Annotated in this window: 18 protein-coding genes and 1 pseudogene; 13 read left to right on the plus strand and 6 right to left on the minus strand. The window is 61.3% G+C overall.

Annotation, left to right across the window (positions count from 1 at the left end; all coding sequences use genetic code 11):
* Positions 1–685: 685 nt before the first annotated feature.
* Both FHD67_RS18625 and FHD67_RS18630 read left to right on the plus strand, forming a co-directional pair.
* Entirely contained in the window at positions 686–916 is a 231-nt protein-coding gene (locus tag FHD67_RS18625; protein ID WP_139599633.1) for a hypothetical protein, read from the plus strand.
* A gap of 90 nt (positions 917–1,006) precedes the next feature.
* Entirely contained in the window at positions 1,007–1,795 is a 789-nt protein-coding gene (locus FHD67_RS18630) for an SWFGD domain-containing protein (RefSeq protein ID WP_218062351.1), read from the plus strand.
* Between the two features lie 256 nt (positions 1,796–2,051).
* Here FHD67_RS18630 and cueR read toward each other — a convergent pair whose 3' ends face one another.
* Positions 2,052–2,423 (minus strand): Cu(I)-responsive transcriptional regulator, encoded by a 372-nt coding sequence (gene cueR, locus FHD67_RS18635; protein ID WP_139599634.1) that lies wholly within the window; start codon positions 2,421–2,423, stop codon positions 2,052–2,054.
* Here cueR and FHD67_RS18640 point away from each other — a divergent pair.
* A complete protein-coding gene (locus tag FHD67_RS18640) occupies positions 2,422–2,898 on the plus strand; it encodes a hypothetical protein (protein ID WP_139599635.1) in 477 nt (158 codons plus the stop codon). The genes cueR and FHD67_RS18640 overlap by 2 nt on opposite strands.
* A 35-nt stretch (positions 2,899–2,933) precedes the next feature.
* On the opposite strand, the gene FHD67_RS20595 is transcribed toward FHD67_RS18640, so the two are convergent.
* On the minus strand, positions 2,934–3,092 hold the full coding sequence (locus FHD67_RS20595; protein ID WP_176695203.1) for a hypothetical protein: 159 nt from the start codon (positions 3,090–3,092) through the stop codon (positions 2,934–2,936).
* Positions 3,093–3,378: 286 nt separating this feature from the next.
* Here FHD67_RS20595 and FHD67_RS18645 point away from each other — a divergent pair, with 286 nt between their 5' ends.
* The gene (locus tag FHD67_RS18645) at positions 3,379–4,116 is read left to right on the plus strand and encodes a hypothetical protein (RefSeq protein WP_176695204.1); all 738 of its coding nucleotides are present in this window, start codon (positions 3,379–3,381) and stop codon (positions 4,114–4,116) included.
* A 62-nt stretch (positions 4,117–4,178) separates the two neighbouring features.
* Here FHD67_RS18645 and FHD67_RS18650 read toward each other — a convergent pair whose 3' ends face one another.
* A complete protein-coding gene (locus tag FHD67_RS18650; RefSeq protein ID WP_342775328.1) occupies positions 4,179–5,114 on the minus strand; it encodes a GntR family transcriptional regulator in 936 nt (311 codons plus the stop codon).
* Positions 5,115–5,364: 250 nt separating this feature from the next.
* Here FHD67_RS18650 and FHD67_RS20600 point away from each other — a divergent pair, with 250 nt between their 5' ends.
* The 4 genes and pseudogenes from FHD67_RS20600 to FHD67_RS18665 form a co-directional block, all read left to right on the plus strand.
* On the plus strand, positions 5,365–5,517 hold the full coding sequence (locus FHD67_RS20600) for a hypothetical protein (protein WP_156118045.1): 153 nt from the start codon (positions 5,365–5,367) through the stop codon (positions 5,515–5,517).
* Between the two features lie 355 nt (positions 5,518–5,872).
* Positions 5,873–6,595: a sugar transferase gene (locus FHD67_RS18655; protein ID WP_246071347.1), complete on the plus strand. Its 723-nt coding sequence runs from the start codon at positions 5,873–5,875 to the stop codon at positions 6,593–6,595.
* Positions 6,596–6,789: 194 nt separating this feature from the next.
* A complete protein-coding gene (locus FHD67_RS21240; protein WP_139599639.1) occupies positions 6,790–7,323 on the plus strand; it encodes a DUF4167 domain-containing protein in 534 nt (177 codons plus the stop codon).
* A gap of 65 nt (positions 7,324–7,388) precedes the next feature.
* Positions 7,389–7,651: pseudogene (locus tag FHD67_RS18665) on the plus strand (transposase); the annotation flags it as partial.
* 3 nt (positions 7,652–7,654) lie between these two features.
* Here the strand turns inward: FHD67_RS18665 and FHD67_RS18670 are convergent.
* A complete protein-coding gene (locus FHD67_RS18670; RefSeq protein ID WP_139599640.1) occupies positions 7,655–8,551 on the minus strand; it encodes a LysR family transcriptional regulator in 897 nt (298 codons plus the stop codon).
* 130 nt (positions 8,552–8,681) lie between these two features.
* On the opposite strand from FHD67_RS18670, the gene FHD67_RS18675 reads away from it, so the two are divergent.
* The 5 genes from FHD67_RS18675 to FHD67_RS18695 all read left to right on the plus strand — a co-directional run bounded on the left by FHD67_RS18675 (position 8,682) and on the right by FHD67_RS18695 (position 13,592).
* Positions 8,682–9,878, plus strand: coding sequence for an MFS transporter (locus FHD67_RS18675; protein ID WP_139599641.1), 1,197 nt, complete (start codon positions 8,682–8,684; stop codon positions 9,876–9,878).
* 47 nt (positions 9,879–9,925) lie between these two features.
* The gene (locus tag FHD67_RS18680) at positions 9,926–10,984 is read left to right on the plus strand and encodes an alpha/beta hydrolase (protein ID WP_139599642.1); all 1,059 of its coding nucleotides are present in this window, start codon (positions 9,926–9,928) and stop codon (positions 10,982–10,984) included.
* Positions 10,985–11,094: 110 nt separating this feature from the next.
* Positions 11,095–12,291: a (R)-mandelonitrile lyase gene (locus FHD67_RS21135; protein WP_176695206.1), complete on the plus strand. Its 1,197-nt coding sequence runs from the start codon at positions 11,095–11,097 to the stop codon at positions 12,289–12,291.
* 81 nt (positions 12,292–12,372) lie between these two features.
* Positions 12,373–12,726 (plus strand): cyclophilin-like fold protein, encoded by a 354-nt coding sequence (locus FHD67_RS18690; RefSeq protein ID WP_176695207.1) that lies wholly within the window; start codon positions 12,373–12,375, stop codon positions 12,724–12,726.
* 116 nt (positions 12,727–12,842) lie between these two features.
* Positions 12,843–13,592 carry an SDR family oxidoreductase gene (locus FHD67_RS18695; RefSeq protein ID WP_139599645.1) on the plus strand — a complete coding sequence of 250 codons (750 nt, stop codon included), beginning with the start codon at positions 12,843–12,845 and terminating at the stop codon, positions 13,590–13,592.
* A 402-nt stretch (positions 13,593–13,994) separates the two neighbouring features.
* On the opposite strand, the gene FHD67_RS18700 is transcribed toward FHD67_RS18695, so the two are convergent.
* Positions 13,995–14,213, minus strand: a complete 219-nt coding sequence (locus FHD67_RS18700) for a hypothetical protein (protein WP_139599646.1) — start codon at positions 14,211–14,213, stop codon at positions 13,995–13,997.
* A gap of 397 nt (positions 14,214–14,610) precedes the next feature.
* Positions 14,611–15,228, minus strand: a 618-nt coding sequence (locus tag FHD67_RS18705) for a YsnF/AvaK domain-containing protein (protein WP_139599647.1), incomplete at its 5' end; no start/stop codon positions are given.

Raw genomic sequence — 15,228 nt, forward strand, 5'->3', positions numbered from 1 at the left:
TGCGCGGCGAGTATAGCGCCGTCGTCGAAACCTACTGAGCGTCGGGCAGCCATTCGTGATCGACGCGAATGGCTGCCCGGCCGTACCTTTTTGCGATGGCGATTATGTCGACGGTCGCGCGCCACAAGTCGTGTACGAGAGAAAACGGAAATTTAAGGTGATGCCTGTGAAAGATTGCCTGGGGATAGGCGGCGGCTGTGGGAAACCACAGCCACTATTTTTTCTAACTTCAACGTCATTGAGATCCCGGCGTCGAAACCAGAACCAGCCTGGACTGAAAAAGGGCCCCGATGGACCGGGGCCCTTTCAGCTCGTGGGACGCAAAAAAATTACCATAAGCATTGGCCATTCGCCTAGTGATATCAGGAGAGCTTTTCACTTCTAGATGCGTTGCGTTGACCTCGGCAAGGTTGGACACATCGCCGAGCCTCTACGATGCCAGTGATCTTGAGCGGATCTTTCGGAAGCCACTTTCCCCTCTCTGAGGTCCGCGGCTGCAGGTGCTTTTCGTGCAAGGACCTCTGGTTTCGCTGCACGCTGGTGAACGAAGTTGACTGTTACGCAGTCGTATTTTTGCCCGCCCACATCCGTCTTGAATATAGGCTGTCCGAATAGCCAACTTCACAATGTGCAAGAACGGCATATCTTCACCCTGTAGTTGTTCAGCGTAACCAAGGTAACCAGTATGCGCCGTATGTCGGATGACGTGATGTTTCGCCTGGCCATGTCTTTAGAGGACTGGGTCCTTATCGATAATGCTCTGACTGCCTATTCGCACAACGCTGCATATCGAAACGTGCGTAAGAAGCTCGACATGCAGGTGGCGATTGCCCGTGTGCTGTCAGGCGCATCTCAAAGTGCCAAGGTCAGTAACGCCCGCCGGCCTGGTGTGGAGAAACCTGCTTCCCGCCGATAACATTTATGTGCCGGAACGCTCTCGGTTGAGCCGCTGTTTCTCCCGCATCTGAGGTGCCGCTTGGCACCCGTGTTTTGAGGAGGACACGCTATGGCTAACGAATACAACGACCGCGATCGCATGGGTCGCCCCAGCCAGGACTATGGCAACCGCGACATGAACCGCAACTCGCGGGACTGGACAGACAAGGCCACCGACGAGGTCAAGTCGTGGGTCGGCGATGGCCAGGCAGAGCGCCGCCGCGACATGGACGAGGTTCGGGAAAACCGCGACCGCTACAGCGTCGGCAATCGGTCGGCGAACTACGATCGTGGATACGGACAGACCGGCGGTTATGGACGGGACGATGATGGCCATGGCCGTCGTGGCGGCTTGAGCGCGGATCCGCGGACCGGGTGGTCCCATGATCGCTCTGTCTCGAACAGCGGCTATGGACGCGGCGATCAGTCCCACGGGCGTGGACGCGTCGAGCAGGACGATGACCGCGGTTTCCTCGATCGGGCCGGTGATGAGGTGGCTTCGTGGTTCGGCGACGAGGATGCGAGCCGCCGTCGTGAGATGGACAAGCATCGCGGCACCGGGCCGAAGGGCTATATCCGGTCGGACGAGCGGATCAAGGAAGACGTAAGCGAACGCCTGATGGATGACGGCCAGCTGGACGCATCCGACATCGAGGTGATGGTACAAGACGGCGAGGTCACGCTGACCGGTACCGTTCCGGAGCGCTTTGCCAAGCGTCACGCCGAGGACGTCGCCGAGCGCGCTTCGGGTGTGAAGCACGTCCAGAACAATCTGCGCGTCGCGTCGGCTGGCCAGACGGGAACGTCGGCGACCTCGCCCCTTGTGGCTGATCCGACGCGGGATCGTGGCATCCTGTGACAGCAGGCACCTGCAGCGCTGGTGCTGCGGAATGGCTGAACATACACGAATTTGACTGCGGGCGCCTCACAGGCGCCCGCTTTTAAATGTTACGCACCACCCTCCATGGCGAACAAGGGCTGAACAGATCCGGTCAAGCGGTGGATTGGCCCTGTTTGAGAGTGCCGGACAGATGCGCGAGGCGGCCGACCGGAACGGCGCCGGGTGCCTGACGCGATGTCATCGGGGACATATTTGCATCCGCCGTTTCCAGCTCCTACAGGATCGGACAGTTCGGACGATCATCGCCGGCACAGGTGCCGACCAGCGTTTCGAGCGTGTCGGCCATCACCTGCAGATCGGCGATCTTGCGGCGCATGTCATCGACCTTAGCCTGCGCCAACGCCTTTACATCCGCGCTGCGCCTGTCCGTGCTGCGCCACAGGTCGAGCAACTCGGATATCTCGTTGATGGAAAATCCGAGATCGCGGGCGCGAGCGATGAACCGAAGGATGTGAACGTCGCGCGGATCATAATCGCGATAGCCCGAAGCCGTCCGCGCAGCAGGCGGGATCAGGCCGATCTGCTCGTAATAGCGGATCATCTTTGCAGAGACCCCGGAACCTGCGGAGGCGTCGCCGATATTCATGGCTTTCGGCTCCCTCACCAATACCGCGGCAGTTAAGATCGCGGCCGAAGAATCGGTCAAGACGGATCACACATCCGTGGACACATTGACCTTACAACGGTGGGAAGGACTATCTGGCATCGCGGCAAGGGAGAAGACCGCTGATGACCAGGCAACAGGCCTCTGGACGGGGCTGCAAACCCCAGTGCCCTCTAGGTGGGCGATGATTGATCGAGATCTGCGCGACAGGCTTCTCGCTGCGGGCGTGTCCGAGGCGCAAGTCGGTGGCATCCTTGCCTGTCTCGACCACTTCGGCGGTGCGGCGGAGATCACCTCCGCCGCTGAATACCAGAGCGCCATAGCGGTCTATCTCGCACTGGACGCTCATTTGGCTCCCGATGATGCCCACAGCCCCGTTGCGCGCTACGTGATCCACCTCGGGACGCGACTGGCCGAGTGGGATGGCAAACATACCGTCCCGCTCGACCTTCGCTGATGTCGGGCGATACGCCGGACCGTGGGCTCAGGCGTCTAGTTGATACGCCGGGTCGTGGGGCACTTATCCGATACGACCCTCACTTTGCTGTTGAACACCATCTTACGGACATAGGCCTGCTCGACCTGCGCATCTGCACAGGTCTGAGCCATTCTTTGCAGGATAGCGCAGACTTGGGCGTCGATGATCGTCATGAGTTGCTCCTCCAGCTGGAATGCACGCGAGACGTGTAGTGAACCACACAGTTCACGCATTTGGCTAGGCTAAACTTCGAATGACGTCGATGGGTGGTCGGCAGCGCTTGGACCGGAGATCACATTGGTGGTGCAGCAGGGACGTCGATCAAGAGAGCTTGACGCGATTGTTGGAATATCCGTCCAGAGGCTATAGACTCATTGCTCCCCGCATTCTTGCGATCAAATATGCATACAATTACCACTCGCACACTGCGACCGATGATGAAGAAAGACAGTAGCACCCTTGACCGATCAGACAGCAAACAGACGGCATGAATGCTCCGCAGTCCCGTACAGGGTGATCGATGACAAATCTGCTATGAAAGTCGGGTTGCTGTTGGCGGGGGTCGCCTTGGTTCTCATCGTGATCCACATCATCACGTACAGCATGATGTTCTTGCAGGGACACGGCGAGGATGGGTTTGCCGGTGTCATCCATTCCTTCGTGAACCTGGGAGGCGACAACTCAGTCTCGGAGAACCTCAATCACGGGATGCTATTCATCTGCTTCACATCCTTTCTCTATGTGTTCCACAAGACCAGATCCCGGTTGTCGCTGTTCCTGTTCTCGTTCTTCGCCTTTGCCTGGTTTGATGACTCCTGCCAGTACCACGAGCGGTTGGGAATAATTCTCGCGCATGCGTTCGAACTTCCCGCGCTCTTTGGTCTTCGGGAGAAAGACCTGGGAGAACTCCTGGCCTGGGTCCTGGCGGCAGCAATCCTGGCTTCATTGGGGGTGTGGGCCTACAGAGGCCGGCGCAGTGGCGATGGCACTGTCTTGAGGAGCATCGTGTACCCGATAGCCATTCTGATCTTCTGCGCAGTGGTCTTCGACATCGCCCATATCATGATAGAGGGACCGATGGCTGATGTCGTGTTCACCGCCCTAGAGGATGGCGGTGAGATGATGGCGATAGCGGCTGCGGCAACCGTATCGCTGGCAATTCAAGGAAATTACGGCAAAATCTATCAGCGCGGGTGATGGCAGCGCATGCATCCGTACGTGTCCGTTTGGAACAGCGAGCGCTGTTGCAATCATCATCCCTAGTCGGATTGCGCTGAGGCCACGTCCTGCGCCGCGATGAAGCCGAGCGTTGATAGGCTGTGGCGCACCTTGCGCAGATGTGCCTCCATCTGCCGGGCGGCGGCGGAGTGATCGCCGGCCTCGATCAGATCAAGAATAGCCATATGCTCGCGCGACTGCCGGTAATAGCGCTCGCGGTCGTTCATCGCGCGATAGGTCAGCAGCCGCCGTACCCGGTTCACCCGCATCAGCGCCTGCAGCATGAAGGGATTGCCCGCGCCCGCCATGAGCGCCTCATGGAACTGGGCGCCGCGCAGGTACAACGTGTCGGGCGGGGCAAGGTCGATAGTGCCTCCCAGAAGGTCATCCTCGACGCGGCGCAGGCGGGCGATGTCGCCCTTGGGCAGCTGATAGCCGGGCAGGCGCAGTGCGGCGGGTTCCAGGATCAGCCGCATCTGCGTGGTATGGGCCAGCGCGTCCGGAGCAATCAGCTCCGTGTTGATGTTCCAGCCATATCCAGCCCGCTTTTCGGCAATCCCTTCACGGACCAAGCGGCCCATCAGCTCCAGCGTCTGCCGCTTGGTCAGGGCGAACCGGTCGCGGATCTGCTGTTCGGTGACCTGCGGGCCGAAGGCCTGTTCGGTCAGCATGAAGGCCAGACGCAGATAAGCCGCGTGGACGGGGTCGGGCGCCGTCGCGGGCGCCGCGGGGCCGTCATGGCGCACAAAAAAGCCGCGGTTCGGTTCATGGCGGACCTGCCCGGTCCGGGCCAACTTCTTCAACGCCTGCTCGACCGGCCAGCGCGAGACCGCAAATCGCCGTGCTAGGTCAGCGGTTCGCAGATGCGCGCCCTCGGGCAGCGATTCCGCAGTGATGAGGGCGGCGATATCAGCCGCAAGATGAGGGCCAATGCTACTGCGTATGAGAGGCGAGGGGGGCAATTGCCGTGCTTTCAACAGGGTCAGTGAAGCTTATCGTGAGACATCTCAATGTCGGTCACTGCATTTTATCATCTCGTAAACGGATACACAGGATTTCGTCGTGCTCAGGATGCCAAGAGTAGAGTGCGAATGGCGGTCGAGGCACGGGTCGCTGCGGCTAATCTGAGCGCGTTTTCGCCAGAACCTCAACTTGCGGTTAATCAGTGCAACCACGACGTGCGCTACATGTTGATGCCGGTAAAACAGAAAATTAACGGAGACAACCGTGCGGGACAACGTGATCATGGCCATCGCTTCTGAAGACGAACTCGATATGATCGTTTCAGCTCTTGCTGCATATCGCCACAACACCCGGTATCGAGCTCTTTACGAAAAGCTCATCCGGCAACAGGATCAGTTGTACAGGCTCGCCGGTTGATAGAGGCCACGCTCTAGCATTGGGCCGGATTGAGATGCAGCGCGGCTATCCACTGACTTAAAAAACAGCCAGCATCCTTGGTGCTGAACGCAGGAATAGCGCCACTGAAATTGTTGAGCGCGAGTTCGTCTGGTTCAGTTGCAATCAGCCAGACCAGCTGACGCGTCTGCCAAAGGTCTGTCGTATGGCCAGCCGAGGTGTCTGATCGAAGGACTTTTTCTGCACCTGTGTGTCAGGATCCTGAACAACCTGACTATATATCCAGTTTGATAAAATTTTATCGAACTGTTTCATAGGCCAAGCCCGTACGAGCCTGTCGGGAGTTTTCCTGTTTGTTAGTAGGTTAGTTGTTGCGATGCGTATGCTCCGTGCTCAAAGAGATTTAGTCTCTGACTATCACCCCTCCCTTGCGGGCTATCCTGCACTTGCGGGACTGCATCGGTTTCGCAAAGGCAGGGATGTCCCCGTCGGGGGTATCGCCAAGCGTGGGCTGGACATCACGCTGGCAGTCCTTGGCCTGGTGCTGCTGGCGCCGTTGATCCTGGCGCTGGTCATCGTGCTGAAACTGACGGATTCAGGGCCGCTGCTCTATGGGCACCGCCGCATCGGCTTTGGCGGCCGCGAGTTCCGGTGCTGGAAATTCCGCACCATGGTCGTCGACGGCGACACGGTCCTGGAACAGTATCTGCGCAAGCACCCCGCCAAGGCGGCGCTTTGGAACGAACAGCGCAAGCTGATCGATGATCCGCGCGTCACCCCCTTGGCCGCGGTGCTGCGCAAGCTGAGCCTGGACGAGCTGCCGCAGCTTTTGAACGTGCTGACCGGAGAGATGAGCCTTGTCGGCCCGCGTCCGGTCGTGCGGGAAGAGCTGGACTACTACGCCAGCTCCGCCCGGCACTATCTGTCGGCGCGGCCCGGGCTGTCCGGCCTCTGGCAGATCAGCGGCCGCAGCAACACGACCTATCTGGAGCGTGTGCAGCTTGATCGTTTCTATGTCATGAACTGGAACCCATGGATGGACCTGCGCATCATCTTCATGACCATTCCCGCCGTGGTCATGTCCCGCGGGGCGCATTGAGCCTCCGATAACCTTACGTATGGACAAAGGGCATCTTGGCTGCGGCAGGTCTGCTCATCGCGATAATTACAGCGCGTCGCAGCATTGTTTTTCCGACTGTGTATGAGCATGCGGGCGCTTGCTGGTCAGCAAGGTTCACCATATGCCGGTTGAGAGCGGCATACTGATCGCCGCCATCCTTATCGTATTGGCTCATGAAACAGTATCGACACCGGCGAGGTGACGCATCGCGATCGTCACAACAGCAGCGTGGTCCTGCAAACCGCGTCCATGAGAGCACGAGCGCCAAAGGCAAGATCCGAGGCACGGCAGAGCAACTCGTCGAGCGTTATCTGCAGTTTGCGGAGGAAGCGCGGCTTTCCAATGACCGTGTCGCGTCTGAGGCCTTCCTGCAGTCCGCCGAGCACTATGTCCGCTTGGGCAATCCGGTTCAGCTCACCAGCACCCGAACGGTGGAAGACCAGCCTCATGGCCCTGCGCCGGCCAACGTGAAGACATTCCCTGACGCTGATGCCGCGCGCGTTCCTGATCCAGTAGCGATCGCAGACATGTCCCAAGTGTCTGCGCCTGCTGCCGTTATCCCGATACCATCGCCGAGCTTCGTTGATGCCAAGATCCAGAAGCGCGCGAGGATCGCAAAACGTGCCGCGGCCGCCGATGATCTTGAGCGGATTGCGGGGCAGCACGGTTACACATTGGCACAGCTGGGCCTGATCCTTCGGTCATAACAAGACTAGCCCATGCATTTTCAGGCAGAGCGATGTCGTGACTGATGGAACGCGAGCCCTCGGGGTGGTTGCTCGCCGACAGGGGTTATGACGCCGACTGGTTCAGGGACGCGTTGAAAGACAAGGGGATAAAGGTCTGCATACCGGGCCGGAAGCTCCGCAAGAGGGCGATGAAATACCGCAAGAGGCGCTACAAACACCGCAACCGCATCGAGATCATCTTTGGCCGCCTTAAGCACTGGCGACGGGTTCCCACCCGATATGACCGATGCCCGGAGACTTTCTTCTCCGTATCGCCCTCGCCGCAACAGTCCTCTTCTGGCTCTGAAACTCAATGAATCTGGATCCTAAGCGCATCCGTCAGCGCCTTGAACACCGGCATGTTCTGACGTCGGCTTGGATAATAGAGGTAATACCCCTCAAAGAACGGGGACCACTCGTCCAGCGCCAGGACAAGGGTTCCTGCCTCCAACTGCGCTGCGACGATGTTCTCGGGCACATAAGCGATGCCCAGCCCAGCCACGGCTGCGTCGATCATCGCGTAGGAGTTGTTGAAGGTCAGCTGGCCATCGACCCGCACACGCAGGGGCTGGCCGTCCTTTTCGAACTCCCACGCGTAGAGACCACCGGCGGTGATATGGCGCATGTTGATGCAGCTGTGACGCAGCAGATCTTGCGGATGCTTGGGCATCCCGCGGCTGGCGAGGTAATCGGGCGAGGCCACCGCCACCAGCCGCCAGTCCGGGCCGATGCGTATGGCGATCATATCCTTCTCGATGCTCTCGCCCAGCCTGACCCCGGCGTCGAAGCCTTCCTCGACGATGTTGCGGAAGCTGCTGTCGAGGCTGAACTCGACGCTGATCTCGGGATAGGCGGCCAGCATCGGCTTCAGCCTGGGCCACACCACGCTTTCGAAAGCATGGTCGGACAATGTCAGCCGGAGCGACCCTGACGGCTTGTCGCGTAGGGCCGACAATGCGGCGATCTCGTCCTCGATCTCGGCAAGCCGGGGGGTGACGGTGTCCAGAAGCTGCTGGCCCGCTGCCGTAAGGGCCACGTTGCGGGTATTGCGCGTTAGCAGGGGAAAGCCCATCCGCGCCTCCAGCTGCCGGATCGTGTGGCTGAGGGTGGATTGGGCCACGCCGATCCGGGCCGCGGCCTTGGTAAAGCTGCGCAGTTCGGCCACGGCCTGGAACCAGACGAGGTCGTTGAAGTCGGGCTTGCGCATCTTGTCCCTTTGCCTTGCTTTGCCATAGACTAATCGACCAGATCGATAAGTCCATGCGGAACTGGACCGCTAATCGCGATGACCTCTTGGGGCTAGGTTCCTGCCAACCCGGACTGACGCAGGACACCCCATGGACATGACATTCAAGGACACGAGCACCCAGGGTGCCGCATGGGGCGCGGTTCTGGCCATGTCGTTGTGTGTCGCCATGCTGATCGCGTCGGAGTTCATGCCGGTCAGCCTGCTGACGCCGATGGCCGAGGGCTTGGGCGCGACCACCGGGCAGACCGGGCAGGCCATCTCGATCAGCGGGTTGTTCGCGGTCACCGCCAGCCTGCTGATCACCACGGTGGCGGGAACGCTGAACCGCAAGGGCGTGCTGCTGGGCATCACGGCGCTGATGCTGGTGTCGCTGGTGCTGGTCGCGCTGGCGCCGAACTTCACGGTGCTGATCATCGGCCGCGCCCTGCTAGGGCTGTGCATCGGTGGGTTCTGGGCCTTGGCGACGGCGGTCATCATGCGGCTGGTGCCTGCGGATGATGTGCCCCGCGCGCTGGCGCTAATGTATGGCGGACAGGCCATCGCGGCGGCCTTCGCCGCGCCGTTGGGCAGTTATCTGGGCGGCCTGTTCGGATGGCGCGAGGTCTTCTGGGCGTTGGTGCCCATCGTCGCGCTGAACCTGATGTGGCTGGCTGCTGCCCTGCCGTCGCTGCCCGCTGAAAAGCGCGGAGATTTCGGCTCGCTGCTGGCGGTCCTGCGCCGCCCCTATTTCGCGCGCGGCTTGCTGGCGGCAGTGTTGTCCTGGGGGTCGGCGTTCATGATGTTCACCTATCTGCGCCCATTCCTGGAGCAGGTGACGCAGGTCGATGTGACGACCCTGTCGGTCCTGCTGCTGGTTCTGGGCGGCGCGGGTTTTCTGGGCACCTGGGGCTCGGCCCGGCTGATCGGCCCCCGGATCGCGCCACTGTTGAAACTGCCCGCGCTGGTGATGGGCGCCTGCACCATCCTGCTGCTGTTCCTTGGCGGATCGGTTGTGGGCACGGCCATCCTGCTGGCCATCTGGGGTGCGATGAACACCGCCATGTCGGTGATCTGGATGACCTGGATGTCGCGCAACGTGGACGACGCCCCGGAGGCTGGCGGCAGCCTGATGGTCGCCGGGGTCCAGGCCTCGATCATGCTGGGGGCGGTGCTGGGCGGGCTGCTGCTTGATGGCATCTCCATCCAGGCGGTTCTTGCCGGCAGTGTCGCCCTGGCTGTCGCCGCACTGGCGCTGATCGGCACGGGCCGCGGCCTTCTGAAGCCGAACCAAACCACCGCATCCTGAAACGCCCCGCTTTCCCTGGAACAACAACCCTTTCGAGAGGACATGACATGACCAAAACTGGAATCGACCGCCGCGCGCTGATGCAGTTGACCGGAATGGGCCTGGCCGCCCTGACGACGGTGTCGATGGCGCCGGGCCGGGCCGTCGCCCAATCCGGCGCCGCATGGGACAAGACCTTCCCGCAAAGCGAAACCATTGACCATGAGAAGGTCAGCTTTACCAACCGCTATGGCATCACCCTATCAGGCGATCTGTATCTGCCGAGTGATCGTTCGGGACCGCTGCCGGCGCTGGCCATCGCCGGACCATTCGGCGCGGTCAAGGAGCAGTCGGCAGGTCTGTATGCCCAGACCATGGCCGAGCGTGGCTATGCGTCCATCGCCTTCGATCCGTCCTTCGTCGGCGAAAGCGGCGGGATGCCCCGTCAGGTCGCATCCCCCGACATCAATACCGAAGACTTCAGCGCCGCCGTCGATTACCTGGGCCTGCACCCGGAGGTCGACCGCGAGCGGATCGGCATCATCGGCATCTGCGGCTTTGCCGGGATGGCGCTGAACGCGGTCGCCGCCGACAAACGCGTCAAGGCGGTCGCCACGACCAGCATGTATGACATGACCCGCGTGATGGCGCGGGGATATGACGACGCGATGACCCCGGAACAGAGAACCCAAGCGCTGACCGACATGAGCCGCCAGCGATGGACCGATGCCGAGGCGGGCACCCCCGCATTGGCTGGCGGTCTGCCCGAGACGCTGGACGGCGTCGATAACCCGGTTATCCGGATGTATTTCGACTACTACAAGACGCCACGTGGCTTTCACGAACGCTCGGTGAACTCCACCACCGGCTGGACGGTCACGAACCCGCTGTCGTTCATGAACATGCCGATCCTGACCTACATCGACCAGATATCGCCCCGCCCGATGCTGCTGATTGCCGGCGAGAACGCGCATTCGCTGTATTTCAGCGAAGATGCCTTCGCCGCCGCAGCCGAGCCGAAGGAGCTGATGGTCATCCCCGGTGCCGATCATGTCGATCTGTATGATCAGACCGACATCATTCCCTTCGACCGACTGGCCGAGTTCTTTGCCAGCCATCTGGCCTGATCTCGGGGGCGGCCACGCGCTGCCACTGTCCACTCCCGAACGACGACCATTTTCGCCACCCAATCTGCCGGATGCGGGGCGTATCGCCCGGCATCGAAGAAAGGATCGACATGACACGTCTGCCCCATGCCATCACCCTTGCCACGTTTTACGCACTGCCCCTGAATGCGCAGGAGGCGGCCACATCTGACGCGGTCTCCCAGATTGCTCCGCAGCTCGGCCGCTATACCCAGGACGTTCTGGCCGACCGGCTCTGGGCCGATCAGGACCGCCTGACGACGCGCGACCGGTCGCTGCTGACCGTCTCGGCCCTCGTCGCCACGGGGCGTGCGGACCAGCTTGACCGATATATTGCCACCGCACTGGACAGCGGCGTCACCCCCGAGGAGTTGTCGGAGTTGGTCACGCATCTGGCCTTCTATGCGGGTTGGCCCGTGGCGCTGCCGGCGCTGAACCAGATCGCGGCCGCGCTGGTCGATCGCGGGATCACCGCAGATGTGACGCTGAACCCTGAACTGCTGCCCTATGACAGCGAGGCCGAGGCTGCGCGCCTGGCCACTGTCGACCAGACCGCGCGTCCGGTGTCGCCAGGCTTGGCCGATGCCACAGACCAGGTGCTTTTTGCCGACCTGTGGCGCCGCCCCGGCCTTGCGCCCCGCGACCGGTCCCTGGTGACGGTGGCCGCGCTGATCGCAAACGGTCAGGCCGAACAACTGCCCTTCCACCTGAACCGCGCCATGGACAACGGCCTGACCTTCGAGGAGGCCGCCGAGATCCCCCATCAGCTGGCCTATTACGCGGGCTGGCCGCGCAGCTTTTCGGCGCTGACGCCGATGCGGCAGGTCTTCGAGGCCCGCGGCGACATCGCCACTGACAAGGCCGCAGTGGAAACCCCGGACAGCATCTCCATCGTGCGCGCGGATGGCGAGACCTTTGAGGCCGCAGCCGAGACCTTCACCGGCAGCGTCACCGTCGGCCCCTCGTTCGAAGCGCCGGGTGATGCCCGGGTCAGCGGCGCGCTGGTGACGTTTCAGCCCGGCGCCCGCACCGCCTGGCACAGTCACCCGCTCGGCCAGACGCTGTATGTCACGCAAGGGTGCGCGCTGATCCAGTCCGAAGGGCAGGATGTCCTCACCGCCGGTCCGGGCGATATCGTCCAGATCCCGCCTGAGGTCCGGCACTGGCACGGCGCCACCTCGGATCAGGGCATGGCCCATCTGGCCGTTCTGGAAAGCCTGGATGGCGTTGGGACGACCTGGATGGAGCACGTCGCAGACGATCAGTTCCCGCCCGCGGCGGGCTGCTGACCCCGGACCATGAAAGGACCGCAGATGTATTGCTTCGCCACGCTTTCCGTGACCCTCACCCTTTGCACAGGATTGCCCGCCATGGCCCAGGACACCATCCGCATCACCAGCCCGCGGGGTTCGGTCATGGCAGAGCTGAACGACAGCCCCGCCGCGCAGGCACTGCTGGCAATGCTGCCGCTGGATTTAGCCATGACTGACCATCTGCGTCAGGAAAAGACCGGCGATCTGCCGCAGGGCCTGCCGGCGGGCGACCGACAGCGCGACTTTTCGACAGGGACGCTCGGGCTGTGGGGTTCCGGCGATTTTGTCATCTACTACCGCGACGGGCGGGTCCCCTCTCCGGGTATCGTGATCCTGGGGCAGGCGCTGGACGACGTGGCGATCTTTGACAATGCCGACCCCGTCACCGTGCGGATCGAGGCTGCGGACTGACCACCGCCTGCATTCGCCTGAGGCAATGCTTCAGGCAAGCCCATTTCCGAAAAGCCATCACAAGACAGGACGGCCGGGTCGCTTCCGCTGTTCCAACACCCATTCGGAGACTGAAAATGAGCAACAACAACATCCAGGACAAAGTCATCGTCATTACTGGTGCCTCCAGCGGCATGGGCGAGGCGGCGGCACGGCACCTGGCCCAGCAAGGCGCCAAGGTGGTCCTCGGCGCTCGCCGGATCGAAAGGCTGGACGCGCTGGTGTCCGAGATCATCTCCGCCGGTGGCGAGGCGCTGGCGCAGGCCACTGATGCTACCCGTCTTGAGGACGTTCAGGCGCTGGTGAACGGCGCAGTCGGCCGTTTTGGCCGTATCGACGTGATGATCAACAATGCGGGCATCATGCCGCTTTCCGCCATTGAAAGCCTGAAGGTGGACGAGTGGAGCCGGATGATCGACGTTAACATCAAGGGTGTCCTGCACGGCATCGCCGCGGCCCTGCCGCATATGAAGACGCAGGCATCAGGGCAGTTCATCACCACATCCTCGGTGGCGGGTCACCTCGTCTTTCCAGCATCCGCCGTCTACTCCGGGACCAAATACGCGGTCCGCGCGATCTGCGAAGGCCTGCGCCAGGAGGTAAAGCCTTACAACATCCGCTCCACAATCCTCTGCCCCGGAGCGGTCAAGACCGAACTGCTGGAGCAGATCTCCGACCCCGCGGTGAAGGCCGCGAACAGCGACTACGTCGGGCAAGTCGGCATCCCCGCCGACAGCTTCGCACGCATGGCTGCCTTCGCGATCAGCCAGCCCGAGGACGTGGACGTCAATGAAATCATCTTCCGTCCAACTGCCCAGCATCTGTGAACTTTCGGCGCGGCGGCTGTGATCGCCGCGCCCTGTTCACGTTGGCGGGTAGAGGACATGCTTATTACTAGAACCTTGGGGGCGAGATTAACCGGGAAATGCTGCTATCTCGTAAGTTCACGCCTGCTCTTGAAAAGCATCTTGTGAAGCCTCTTGTTCAGAGGCTCGTGCTATCCGCTCAAGCGCCTGCTTAGCCATCTTGAGGTGCCCCCGGGTCTCCGCCAGATTTTCCATGGCCAACGCGAATTGACGCGTTGCCGCTTCGAGATCGCTTTGGAACCCCTCCATGTGGCAGTTCAGAAGCTGGATGCACCTGATCGTATGCTCGGCTTCTGTCGCCTGGACAGATTCAAACTCTTCTAGATGGCGGTCAATGGCCGGGTCCTCCTGTCTCAGGTTTCATCAGCTGTCCGATACGACCCGCTCAAGGGCTTGTCCGGCGATTGTCAGACCATCCTGAACCGCCACCATATCCGTTTGCGCAGACGCCACCTTTTGCGTCGCCAGATCCAGGTTGCTTTGACAGGCCGAAATCTGACCGGTCAAAACCTGGATCCGCATGGCCTTCCGCTGTTTCCCGGTCATCTGCTGGAGTTCGTTCGTCTGGCTGTTTTTGGTCATGCACTCACACTCGCCTGATTGTCGGGTTCACGATCCTGAACCCGGATTATACCGGACAGGGCAGCAAGTCTGACTGAGCCAGATCAGTGCGCACCCTAGTCTCGTGGCGCGGCGACTAGGCACAGTGACATTAGACAATCACGAGTGCGGCTCAGCGTATGGGGGACCAGACAAGGGTTTGCGCCAGGAGCTGCTGAGCCAACAACTTCATATGAATGGTTTGGTACTGCGCGTTGTGCTGATAGGCTGCGACAGCGGCAATCAACAAGCGCCACTCCTGCGAGAACGCGCAACAGTCCTGCGGGCATATGGCTCGTCTCGAGAACAGCAAAATCGAAAATTTCGGGGCGCATCCCGTAAGGATGCGCCCCGAATTAGTTCGCGAATATCTCTGAGCTCAGCGGGTCGTGCGGGGGGTGTCGGACCGTTCGTCGTCGATCTCGACTTCCGTGTGACGTACGCTGTCGGTCACCGTTTCCTGGCGCGTATCGCTGGTTTTGCGCAGGCTAACTTCCTCCACAACGCGCGCCTCTTTTGAGACGACCGCCTCCTCGACATACTCCTCGGCTTCGACTGTCCGGTCCTGGAACGCGGTGTCGACATCGGTGACGGCGCGATCAACCGGGCGGCGCTCCAGCTCAACGCGATCCTCGCGCAAGGTTACCGTTTCGCTAACCGGTTCCTCGACGGTATACGCCCGAACGCGCACGCGCCCATGGCTGGTGTCTCGCTTGCCAACACGCAGTTGCTCTTCGACGATCGGAATGCTCTCGTCACCCGTCTTAGAGGAAGTGTCAGCATAGCTTCCGTCCGCCTCGACGGCTGACCCGACGGTCCTGGCTCCGGTCGCATGGGGGCTCACTTCATAGCCACCCCAGCCTTCCGATCGCCAGCTTTCTTCGCGCTCGGCCAGGTCCACGGTGCCTTCGTCATCCAGAATGTCGAGAACCTGGTCATAGTGAGCGGCCGTCAGGCCAGTCACGGTAACGAGAACCCCACCGCGCGACAGCCCCTC

The sequence above is a fragment of the Paracoccus haeundaensis genome (genome assembly GCF_006239215.1).
Classification (GTDB): Bacteria; Pseudomonadota; Alphaproteobacteria; order Rhodobacterales; family Rhodobacteraceae; genus Paracoccus; species Paracoccus marcusii.